The sequence below is a fragment of the Pseudonocardia sp. Ae150A_Ps1 genome, from assembly GCF_001932315.1.
In the GTDB taxonomy this organism is placed as follows: Bacteria; Actinomycetota; Actinomycetes; order Mycobacteriales; family Pseudonocardiaceae; genus Pseudonocardia.
Window position 1 is genome coordinate 38,080 of sequence record NZ_MCIJ01000001.1, and the last position, 11,649, is coordinate 49,728.

Genomic DNA, 11,649 nt, shown 5'->3' on the forward strand with positions numbered 1-11,649 from the left:
ATCAAACCCGGCGCGAGACAAAGAGGACGCCATCGTACTTCACGAGCAGGTCCTCGGCGGGCACGGCCAGGCGGAGGGTCGGGATGCGCTCGAACAGGGTCCGGTACGCGATCTCCATCTCCAGCCGCACGAGGTTCTGGCCCAGGCACTGGTGCACGCCGTAGCCGAAGGCCACGTGCGAGCGCGCGGAGCGGTCCGGGTCGAAGGCGCCGGCTCCGTCGAAGGCGTCGCCGTCGTGGTTGGCGGCGGCGAGCAGCGGTACGAGGCCCTCACCGGCGCGGATGGTGCGGCCACCGATCTCGACGTCCTCCAGGGCCACCCGGAACGCGACCAGGTCGGCCACCGAGTAGTAGCGCAGCAGCTCCTCGACGATGCGGTCGTCGCCGATCCACTGCGGGTTCGTCGGCAGCTGGACGACGCCGAGGCCGATGTTGTTCGCCGTCGTCTCGTGCCCGGCGATCAGCAGCAGCATCGCGACGCCGGAGAGCTCCTGCCGCGACAGGGTCCCGGCCGCGGCGAGTCGGCTGATCAGGTCGGTGCCGGGGCGCCGTTCCTTGATCCGGATGAGCCGGCCCAGGTAGCGGAGCAGGGCCGCGGTGGCCGCGTCGCGCTCGTCGTCGGTGGAGCTGAGGGTGACCAGGACGCGGGTCTTCGCCTCGAAGAAGTCGCGGTCCGCCTTCGGGACGCCGAGCATGCCGGCGATCACCAGGGACGGCACCGGCAGCGCGAAGTCCTCGATCAGGTCGGCGGCGCCGTCCTTGGCGAGGACGGCGTCGATCCGCTCGTCGACGATCTGCTGGATCTCCGGGCGCAGCGCGCGCACCTTGCGGACGGTGAACTCCGGGATCAGGGTCCGGCGGAACCGGTCGTGCTCCGGCGGGTCCATCGACACGAACCAGCCCGGCACCTCGTCCGCCGACGGAGCCCCGCCGGTCCGGGCCGCCTTCGGGAAGCCGGGACGGGACGGGTCGGCGCTGATCGGGGGGGGGCGGTGAGGACGGCGCGGACGTCGGCGTGCCGGGTGATCAGCCAGACCGGCCCGCTGGGCAGCTCGGACCGGACGGGCTCGCCGCCGTCGCGGTAGTCGGCGTACTCGGGCGGCGGGAACGGCCGGCCGGGGCGGCGCAGCGGGAACGCGACGGGGCAGCCGGCGGCGGCACCATGGGCCTCGGCGGCAACACCACCGGCTCCGGCGGCAGCACTGCCGGCCCCGGTGACGGGGCAGGCAGTCCCGGTCCCGGTCCCGGTTCCGGTTCCGGTGTCGGGTCCGGACCCGGCGGGCGTGGTCTCCTCGGTGCCGGTGCTCATGCCACTCGTAGAACGCGCGGACCTGGCCGGTGATGAACTCCTGGTCCTCGGCGGTCAGCCCGGTGTGGGTGGGGAGGTAGAAGCCGTCGGCGGCCAGCCGTGACGCGTTCAGCGACGGCCAGACCGGGTCGAGGTACATCGGCTGGCGGCTCATCGGCTTGAAGAACACCCGGGTGTCGATGCCCTGCGCGGCGAGGTGGGCGAGGAGCTCGTCGCGGCGCTCGGCGCGCACGTCGTACATCCAGAGCACGTCCCGCGGCGGCATCAGGGTGACGCCGGGGACGTCGCGGAGGGCGTCGTCGTAGCGCTTCTCGATGTCGCGCCGGGCCGCCAGGATGCCGTCGAGCTGCTCGGTCTGCGCGAGCGCGACGGCGGCCTGCATGTTGGTCATCCGGTAGTTGTAGGCGAGCTTCTTGTGCAGGAAGCTGTGGTCGCGGGTGAACGCCATCGCCCGGAGGTGCGCCATCTGGCCGGCCAGGTGGGCGTCGCGGGTCACGCAGATCCCGCCCTCACCGGACGTGATGATCTTGTTGGCGAACAGCGAGAAGCAGGCGATGTCCCCGGTGGGCAGGACGCCGTGCGCCTCGGCGGAGTCCTCGACGACCCGCAGGTTGTACTCGTAGGCCAGCTCGAGGATCGGCTCCATGTCGCACCGGCGGCCGTAGACGTGCACCGGCATGATCACCTTGGTGCGCGGGGTGATCTTCTCCTCGATGAGCGTGACGTCGATGTTCAGGTCGTCGCCGCAGTCGACGAAGACCGGCGTCGCGCCGGTGTAGGTGACGGCCCACGCCGAGGCGATCATCGTGAACTCCGGGACGATCACCTCGTCGCCGGGGCCGACGCCGAGTGCGCGCAGGGCGAGGGTCAGCGCCGTCGTCCCGGACGAGCACGCGACCCCGTGCGGGACGCCGTTCCAGGCGGCGAACGCCTCCTCGAACCGCGCGATGTAGGGGCCCTGCGAGGAGATCCAGCCGCCGCCGACGGCGTCGGTGACGTAGGAGAGCTCGTGGCCGTCGAGCCACGGCTTGGACACCGGTTGGGTGAAGGACATCGCGATTCCCTGGGTCGGTGGAGTCGGGTGGGGTCAGGCGGTCCGGGCGGCCGGGGCGCCGGACCCGGCGAGCGCGGGCAGGCCGAGGAGCAGGTCCGCGGCGGCGGCGCGGCCGCCCGCCTCCTGCAGCAGCCGGCCCATGTGTGCGGCGCGCTCGGTGAAGGCCGGGTCGTCGAGGACCCGGGTGACCTTGTCGAGGACGTCGGCGGTGTCGACGGTCTCCGGGTGGTCGACGGTGAGGCTGACCCCGAAGTCCTGGCCGCGGACGGCCTGGTCGTCGCAGTCCACCCAGAGCGGGCGGACCACCAGCGGCTTCCCGAAGTAGAGGCCCTCGTGGTAGCCGTTGCCGCCGGCGTGGGTGAAGAACACCTTCACGCTCGGGTGGGCCAGTACGTCGAGCTGGGACGGCACCCAGCTCTCGATCCGCAGGTTCCCGGGCAGCTCGTCGGCGGGCGGGAGCATCTCCTGCTGCTCGCGCGGCAGCTTCCACAGCACCTGGTGGCCCTGCTCGTCCAGCCGTCGCGCGACCTCGACCAGCGACGCGACCTGGGGCCGGGTCAGCCGGGTGATCGTCCCGAATCCCATGTAGACGACCGACGGGTTCTCGTCCAGCCAGTCGGTGAGCTCGCCGCCGTCGGCGACCTGGGGCAGCGGCGGGACCATCGTGCCGACGAGGCGCAGCTTCTCGTGCAGGTCGAACGGGTAGTCCAGCTCCGGCACCGAGTAGCAGAGGACCTGCTCGGCGTGGTCGATGCGGGCCATCATCTGCCGGGCCTCGGGCGCGATGCCCAGCTCGGCCCGGACGGCGTCGTCGCGCTCGACGACCTTCCGCGTCTCCTTGGTCACGAACATGCCGAGCGTCCGGATCCGGAAGAGCTGGTTGGCGACCTTCTGCCGCAGCGTCATGTCGGCGGGCAGTCCGGAGTGCGGCACCGGAAACCCCGACGGCGTGTAGGACGTCGCGAACGGCACGTGCGAGGTGAGCACGTTGCTGGGCACGAACGGCACGCCGAGCACGAACGGGATGCCCTTCGTGATCGCGAGCTCGTAGCCGTACTGGCACATGCTCTCGATCACCATGAGGGCCGGGCGGGCCTCCTCGACGACGCGTTCCAGCGCCCGGTACTTCTCGATCCGCGACTCCGGAGCGAACGAGTGCCGGATGACCGCGGCGTGCGCCTTGAACCGGTCCCGCTGGGTCACCGCGGCGTAGGTCTCGTCGTCCCACGTCACCGCGGACATCTCCGACACGGTGTCGCCGAGCGAGGTGAAGGTGACGGGGCTGCCGGTGCCCGCGCTCTCGACGTCGTCGCGTGCCTTCTCGTCGGCGGCGAAGAACAGGTCCCCGACCTCGCGCCGGGACAGTTCCCCGGCGAGTACCAGAAGCGGATTGAGCAGTCCGCTCTCCGCGTAGCTGACGAACAGGATTGGCCGCCGATTCGCGCCCATGGGTAGACACCCTCTCCGACTGTGACGGGCCGATGCCCGCCGCGTGGCGCACCGCGGCGCGGTGCAGCGATCAGGTAGTTGATCCCACGCCGGTGGCCGGGGAATCCCTAGTCTTCGCCACCGCCGCGTCCCATTCCTTAGGGAAAACCACAGCCGCGCCGACCGTACGGTCCCCGCACATCGAGACGACCGAATTCGTGTGCAGGGGTGAGGCATGACGGCAGGACACGGCGCCGACCCGGTGGTGGTCGTCGGGATGGCGTGCCGCTACCCGGGCGGCGTGCGCGACGCCGACGGCTTCTGGGACCTGCTGTGTTCCGGCCGCGAGACCGCCACCGGCTTCCCGGACGACCGCGGCTGGGACATCGGCGCCCTGCACGGCGACGGGCCGGGGCGCTGCGCGACCCGCACCGCCGGGTTCCTCGACGGCGCCGGGGACTTCGACGCCGCGTTCTTCGGGATGTCCCCCCGCGAGGCCGTCTCCACCGACCCGCAGGACTACGCCGGGGCCGTCCAGAACTCGCCGGACGACCTCGCCGGGCACGCCCTCACCGGTCTGATCCCCGGTCTCACCTCGGGCCGGCTCGCGCACCTGCTCGGGCTGGAGGGGCCCGCGCTGACCGTGGACACGACGTCGTCGTCGTCGCTGGTGGCGCTGCACCTCGCGATCCGGTCGCTGGACGCGGGGGAGTGCACCGCCGCCCTGGCCGGCGGCGTGTGCGTGATGTCCACCCCGGCGGCGCTGGTCGGGCACTCCCGCCAGGGCGGCCTCGCCCCCGACGGTCGCTGCAAGGTCTTCGCCGACGACGCCGACGGCACCGCCTGGGCGGAGGGTGTCGGCGTCGTCGTGCTCAAGCGGCTCTCCGACGCCCGCGCGGACGGCGACCCCGTCCTCGCGGTGCTGCGCGGCTCGGCGATCACCGCCGACGGCGCCACCGACGGACTGACCGCGCCGAGCGGTGCCGCGCAGGAGCGGATGATCCGCGACGCGCTCGCCGACGCGGGCCTGACCGCGGCCGACGTCGACGCCGTCGAGGCGCACGGCACCGGCACCCCGGTCGGCGACCCGGTGGAGGCGCGCGCCCTGCTCGCCACCTACGGGCAGGACCGGGACCCGGACCGCCCGCTGTGGGTCGGCTCGCTCAAGTCGGTCATCGGGCACGCGCAGGCCGCGGCCGGGATCGCCGGGCTGATCGCGATCGTGCAGGCACTGCGGCACGAGCTGCTGCCCGCGACCCGGCACGCCGGCACCCCCAGCACCCGGGTCGACTGGTCGGCCGGGGCCCTCGCGCTGCGCACCGCGCCGGTGCCGTGGCCGCGCGGCGACCGGCCGCGCCGCGCCGGGGTGTCGTCGTTCGGGATCAGCGGCACCAACGCGCACGTGATCGTCGAGGAGCCCCGGCCGCCGACGTGCCCGGCGCCGCGGAGCGCGGGACCGCGCCGTCCGCGGTGACGCCCTGGCCGGTCTCCGCCGCCGCCGCCCGCGACCTCGACGCCCAGATCGAGCGCCTGCGGGCGCACACCACCGGGCCCGGCGCGCCCGACCCGCGCGACGTCGGCTGGTCGCTGGCCACCGGCCGCGCCGCGCTGCGGCACCGCGCGGTCCTGCTGCCCGGCGAGCACGGCCCGGTCGAGGTGGCCCGCGAGGAGGCCGCGCCGCGCCGCGCCGCGGTCCTGTTCTCCGGGCAGGGCAGCCAGCGGCTCGGGACCGGCCGCGCGCTCGCCGCCCGCTTCCCGGTGTTCGCCCGCGCCCTCGACGACGTCGCCGACGCCCTCGACCCCCATCTCGACCGGCCGGTCCGCGACGTCCTCTGGGGCACCGGGGACGACGCGGCCGCCCTGCTCGACGAGACCGGCTGGACCCAGCCCGCGTTGTTCGCCGTCGAGGTGGCGTTGTTCCGCCTGGTCACGGCCCTGGGCCTGCGCCCGGCCGCGGTCGGGGGCCACTCCATCGGCGAGATCACCGCCGCGCACGTCGCCGGGGTGCTGTCGCTCGACGACGCCGCGCGCCTCGTCGCCGCCCGCGCCACGCTCATGCAGGCACTGCCGGCCGGCGGCGCGATGGTCGCGGTCGAGGCGTCCGAGGACGAGGTCGCACCGCTGCTCGGCGACCGGGTCGCGCTGGCCGCGGTGAACGGGCCCGGCTCGGTCGTCGTCGCCGGTGACGACGACGCCGTCACCGCGCTGGCCGCCGACCTGGCCGGCCGGGGCCGCCGCACCAGCCGGCTGGCGGTGTCGCACGCGTTCCACTCGCCGCGGATGGACCCGATGCTCGACGCGTTCCGCGACGTCGTCGAGGGACTGACCTTCGCCGAGCCGGAGATCCCGCTGGTCTCGAACCTGACCGGCGAGCTCGGCGGGCTCGCTGCCACCGACCCGGGATACTGGGTGCGGCACGTGCGCGGCACCGTCCGGTTCGCCGACGGCGTCCGGGCCCTCGCCGCCGACGGCGTCGACGTGCTCGTCGAGCTCGGTCCGGGCGGGGTGCTGTCGGCGATGGCCCGCGACACCCTCGGCCCGGACAGCGCGGCGCACGCCGTCCCGGTGCTGCGCCGGGACCGGCCGGAGGAGGCGTCGTTCGCCGTCGCGCTGGGGCGGCTGCACGCGCTCGGCGTGCCGGTCGACTGGCACACCTTCCACGCCGGGACCGGCGCCCGCCGGGTCCCGCTGCCCACCTACGCGTTCCGCGGCGTCCGGCACTGGCCGGCGCCCCCGACGCCCGGGAACCCGGGCGGGGCGCCGGGGCTGCTCCCGGCCTCCGGTGCCCGGACCACGGCGGACTCCGCCCACGACGCCCGGACCGTCACGGACCCCGCCCCGACCGACCGACCCGATCCCGCGCGCCCCGGGACGGTGGCGGGCGACCCCGGTGAGCGCTACGCCGCGATGCCCCCCGCGGTGCGCGAGAAGGCACTGCTCGACCTGGTCCGCACGCACACCGCCGCCGTCCTCGGGCACCCCGATCCCGCCGACGTCGGCGTCCGCAGCGTGTTCAAGGAGCTGGGCTTCGACTCGCTCGCCGGCGTCGAGCTCTGCGACCGCCTCGCCCGCCACACCGGACTGCGACTGCCCGCGACGCTGGTGTTCAGCTTCCCGACGCCCGAGCTCGCCGCCCGCGCGCTGGGCGACCTGCTCGACCCGGGACCGCAGGAGCCCTGCGGGGCCGAGCTGGCCGGCCTGGAGGCGGCGCTGGCCGGGCTGCCCGGCGACGGACCGGACCGCCGGGCCGTCGCCGACCGCCTGGACGCCCTGGCCGCCGGGCTGCGCCGTCCCGGCCCCGGGGGAGCAGTCCCCGACGAGGACCTCGACTCGGTGTCGGTCGACAGGCTGCTCGACATCATCGACGAAGAGTTCGACACCGCATGACGAATTCGCTGCCTCCGCGCGCGACCGGATGACGAGGACGAGCCGATGCAGGACCACCGGAACCAGCCGCAGGAATCGCCGGACAAGCAGGACAGAATCGTCGACTCGCTCCGCCGGGTCACGACGGATCTGCGCCGTGCCCGCCGCCGTATCGACGAACTGGAATCGATCGGGAACGAACCGGTCGCGATCGTCGGAATGGGCTGCCGGTTGCCCGGCGGCGTCGATTCCCCGGATTCGTTGTGGGATCTGGTGTCCGCCGGTGGCGACGGGATCGCGGAGTTCCCGGGCGACCGCGGCTGGGACCTCGACGCGCTGCGGGGCACCGGCGAGGGCGGCAGCGCCACCGCCCGCGGCGGGTTCCTCGACGACGCCGCCGGGTTCGACGCCGGGTTCTTCGGGATCTCCCCGCGCGAGGCGGCCGCGATGGACCCGCAGCAGCGGCTGCTGCTGGAGGTCTCCTGGGAGGCCCTCGAACGCGCCGGGATCGACCCCACCTCGCTGCGCGGGAGCCCGGCCGGTGTCTTCGTCGGCTCGTACCACTGGGGCAGCCCGTCCGCCGACGCCGGCACCGAGCTGGGCGGGCACGCCCTGACCGGCACCGCCGCGAGCGTCCTGTCCGGGCGGCTCTCCTACACGCTCGGGCTCGAGGGCCCCGCGGTCACCGTGGACACCGCGTGCTCGTCGTCGCTGGTCGCGCTGCACCTGGCGGCGCACTCGCTGCGCAGTGGTGAGTCGTCGCTCGCCGTCGTCGGCGGGGTGACGATCCTCGCCGACCCGTCGGTCTTCGTGGAGTTCAGCGCCCAGGGCGGGTTGTCGGTGGACGGGCGCTGCAAGGCGTTCTCCGACGACGCCGACGGCACCGGCTGGGCCGAGGGCGTCGGTGTGCTGGTGGCGGAGCGGCTCTCCGACGCCCGCGCCAACGGGCACCGGGTGCTCGCCGTCCTCCGCGGCTCCGCGGTGAACCAGGACGGCGCCTCGAACGGCCTGACCGCACCGCACGGGCCGTCCCAGGAACGCGTCATCACCCAGGCACTGGAGCGGGCCGGGCTCACCCCCGCCGACGTCGACGCCGTCGAGGCGCACGGCACCGGCACCCGGCTCGGCGACCCGATCGAGGCCCAGGCGATCCTCGCCACCTACGGCCGCGACCGCGACGCCGGGACACCGCTGCACCTGGGTTCGCTCAAGTCGAACATCGGCCACACCCAGGCCGCCGCCGGCGTCGCCGGCGTGATCAAGATGGTGCAGGCGCTCCGCCACGGGGTGCTGCCGCCGACCCTGCACGCCGCCGAGCCGTCGTCGCACGTGGACTGGTCGGCCGGGTCGGTGCGGCTGCTCGACGAGCGCACCGCGTGGCCGGAGACCGGCCGCCCCCGGCGGGCCGGGGTGTCGTCGTTCGGCATCAGCGGCACCAACGCCCACGCCGTGCTGGAGCAGGCACCCGCCGAGGAGGAGACCGGGGCGGGGGCGCGCCCCGACGGCGTCGTCGCGTGGGTCCTGTCCGGGCACACCGCGCAGGCCCGCCGCGACCGGGCGGCCGCGCTGCACACCCGCCTGCGCGACGACAGCACCGCCGGCCCGCACGACGTCGGCCACGCGCTGCTGGCCACCCGCGCCCGGCACGAGCACCGGGCCGTCGTCGTCGGTGCCGGGCGCGACGACCTGCTCGACGGGACCCGGGCGCTCGCGGCCGGGACGCCCGCCCCGCACGTCGTGCACGGCGTCGCCGACGTCGAGGGCCGCACCGTGTTCGTGTTCCCCGGCCAGGGGGCGCAGTGGCTCGGGATGGGTGCCCGGCTGCTCGACGAGTCCCCGGTGTTCGCCGCGCGGATCGCGGAGTGCGCCGGCGCCCTCGACCCAGTCACCGGCTGGTCGCTGCACGACGTGCTCCGCGGCGCCGGCGGCGCGCCGGACGCGGAGCGGGTGGACGTGCTGCAGCCGGCGTCCTTCGCGGTGATGGTCGCGCTCGCGGCGCTGTGGCGCGCCCACGGTGTGGAGCCGGACGCGGTGGTCGGCCACTCGCAGGGCGAGATCGCGGCGGCCGTCGTGTCCGGTGCGCTGTCGCTGCACGACGGGGCCCGGGTCGTGGCCCTGCGCAGCCGGGCGATCGGGCGGTCGCTGGCCGGACGGGGCGGCATGATGTCGGTCGCGCTGCCCGTCGACGCGGTGTCCGGCCGGCTGGAGGGGTACGCGGGCCGGGTCTCGGTGGCCGCGGTCAACGGACCCCGCTCGGTCGTCGTCTCCGGGGAGCCGCAGGCGCTCGACGAGCTCGGCGCGGTGCTCGACGGCGAGGGGGTCCGGGTCCGCCGCATCGCGGTCGACTACGCCTCGCACTCGCACCAGGTCGAGGACCTGCGCGGGGAGATCCTGGAGACCCTCGCGGGCCTGTCCCCGCAGGCGTCCGCGGTGCCGCTGTACTCGACGCTGACCGGCGACCTGCTGGACACGTCCACGATGGACGCCTCCTACTGGTACGAGAACCTGCGCAACCGCGTCCGGTTCGCCGACGCCGTCGGCGCGCTCGCCGCGGCCGGGCACCGGGTGTTCGTCGAGTCGGCCGCGCACCCGGTGTCGCCGGTGGGACGCTGCGTCGCGACCAGGGTGGCCACGACCGGTTCCTGCTGTCCGCGGCGGAGCTGTACGTCCGCGGCCTCGACGTCGACTGGGCGGTCCTGTCCGACGCCGGCGCCGCGGCCCGGGTGGACCTGCCCACCTACCCGTTCCAGCACGAGCGGTACTGGAGCACCCGGGCCGTGACCGCCGCGGCCCCGGACACCGGCGTGATGGACGCCGAGTTCTGGACCGCCGTCGAGCAGGCCGACCTGCCCGCCCTGACCGCGGCGCTCGGCACCGACGAGGCGTCGGTCGCCGCGATCCTTCCCGGGCTGTCGGCCTGGCGCCGGTCCCGCGCCGACCGCGCGGACGTCGACGCCTGGCGCTACCGCGTCGAGTGGGCGACGGCCCCGCAGCCGCCCCGCACCGGACCGACCGGTGACTGGCTGGTGGTCTCCGCGACCGGCACGGACCCGGCTGACGTCGCCGGTGTCCTGGCGGGCCACGGCGCCGGGGTCCGTCCCCTCGTGCTCGGTGACGACGACACCGACCGGGGCCTCCTGCGCGCCCGGATCGAGGACGCCACCGCAGGCGGGGAGATCACCGGTGTGGTCTCGCTGCTGGCCGCCGCCGAGGACGACGACCCCCGCCACCCCGGCCTGACCCGCGGTCTCGCCCTGTCGGTGGCGCTCGTCCAGGCACTCGGCGACGCCGGGTCCGACGCCCCGCTGTGGCACCTCACCCGCGGCACGGCCACCGCCGCGCCCGGCGACACCGTGACCCGGCCGCTGCAGAGCCAGGTCGCCGCGCTCGGCTGGACCGCCGCCGTCGAGCACCCGCACCGCCGGGGCGGCACCGTCGACCTGCCCGAGGAGCTCGACGCCCGGACCGGCGACCGGCTCGCCGCCGTCCTGGCCGGGCGGCTCGGCGACGAGGACCAGCTCGCCGTCCGCCCGTCCGGCGTCCTCACCCGCCGCATCGTCCGCGCCGGCCGCGGCGGCCGGGCCCCGGCCCGGAACTGGAGCCCGCGCGGCACCACCGTGGTGACCGGCGGGTCCGGCACCCTGGCCCCCGACCTGGCGCGGCGGCTGGCCGCCGACGGCGCGGAGCACGTCGTGCTGCTGTCCCGCCGCGGCGCCGACGCCCCGGGCACGGCCGCGCTGGTCGCGGAGCTGGCCGACGCCGGAACCGAGGCCGAGGCGGTCGCCTGCGACATCACCGACCGGGCCGCCGTCGCCGCGCTGCTGGACCGCCTCGCCGCGCAGGGCCGCACCGTCGGCACCGTCCTGCACACCGCGGCGGTGATCGGGCTGGCCGCGATCGCCGACACGACCGTCGACGAGTTCGCCGAGGTCGTGCACGCCAAGGTGACCGGCGCCCGGATCCTCGACGAGCTGCTCGACGACCCGGACACCGACCTCGTCCTGTACTCGTCGACGGCGGGCATGTGGGGCAGCGGCGTGCACGCCGCCTACGCCGCGGGCAACGCGTTCCTGTCCGCGCTGGCGCAGCAGCGCCGCGCCCGCGGGCTGCGCGCCACCTCGGTGCACTGGGGCAAGTGGCCCGACGCCGACTCCGGCCGCACCGAGGCCGACCCGCACCGGATCCGGCGCAGCGGCCTGGAGTACCTCGACCCGCAGCGCGCGCTGACCGGGCTGCGCTGCGTCCTCGACGACGACGAGACCGTCGTCGGCCTGATGGACATCGACTGGGACGTCTACAACGACGTCTTCACCGCCGGCCGTCCCTCGCACCTGTTCGACGCGATCCCGGAGGTCCGGGCCCGGCTCGACCGGCCCGCCGCCGGCCGAGCGGGCGGGGACCTCGCCGCACGCCTGCAGCCGCTCTCCACGGCCGAGCGCTCCCGGCTGCTGATCACGCTGGTCCGCACCGAGGCCGCCGCCGTGCTCGGGCAC

At 75.4% G+C, this 11,649-nt stretch carries 4 protein-coding genes and 1 pseudogene; 3 read left to right on the forward strand and 2 right to left on the reverse strand.

Going from position 1 to position 11,649, the window contains the following annotated elements; all coding sequences use genetic code 11:
• Window position 1 precedes the first annotated feature (1 nt).
• Window positions 2-2,362, reverse strand: a complete 2,361-nt coding sequence (locus Ae150APs1_RS33095) for a cytochrome P450 (protein ID WP_249266154.1) — start codon at window positions 2,360-2,362, stop codon at window positions 2-4.
• 33 nt (window positions 2,363-2,395) lie between these two features.
• Window positions 2,396-3,811 carry a glycosyltransferase gene (locus Ae150APs1_RS00220; protein ID WP_075294936.1) on the reverse strand — a complete coding sequence of 472 codons (1,416 nt, stop codon included), beginning with the start codon at window positions 3,809-3,811 and terminating at the stop codon, window positions 2,396-2,398.
• Window positions 3,812-4,025: 214 nt separating this feature from the next.
• Here Ae150APs1_RS00220 and Ae150APs1_RS32465 point away from each other — a divergent pair, with 214 nt between their 5' ends.
• The 3 genes and pseudogenes from Ae150APs1_RS32465 to Ae150APs1_RS31790 form a co-directional block, all read left to right on the forward strand.
• Window positions 4,026-5,264, forward strand: coding sequence for a polyketide synthase (locus Ae150APs1_RS32465; RefSeq protein WP_075294938.1), 1,239 nt, complete (start codon window positions 4,026-4,028; stop codon window positions 5,262-5,264).
• On the forward strand, window positions 5,222-7,177 hold the full coding sequence (locus Ae150APs1_RS32470; RefSeq protein ID WP_075294940.1) for an acyltransferase domain-containing protein: 1,956 nt from the start codon (window positions 5,222-5,224) through the stop codon (window positions 7,175-7,177). Before Ae150APs1_RS32465 ends, Ae150APs1_RS32470 begins: the two co-directional genes overlap by 43 nt.
• A 45-nt stretch (window positions 7,178-7,222) precedes the next feature.
• Window positions 7,223-9,921: pseudogene (locus tag Ae150APs1_RS31790) on the forward strand (type I polyketide synthase); the annotation flags it as partial.
• Between the last annotated feature and the right edge of the window lie 1,728 nt (window positions 9,922-11,649).

Excerpts from the sequence above, each read along its gene's own strand:
- Ae150APs1_RS33095 (WP_249266154.1), bottom strand. The coding sequence starts at position 2,362 with ATGTCCTTCACCCAACCGGTGTCCAAGCCGTGGCTCGACGGCCACGAG.
- Ae150APs1_RS00220 (WP_075294936.1), bottom strand. The coding sequence starts at position 3,811 with ATGGGCGCGAATCGGCGGCCAATCCTGTTCGTCAGCTACGCGGAGAGC.
- Ae150APs1_RS32465 (WP_075294938.1), top strand. The coding sequence starts at position 4,026 with ATGACGGCAGGACACGGCGCCGACCCGGTGGTGGTCGTCGGGATGGCG.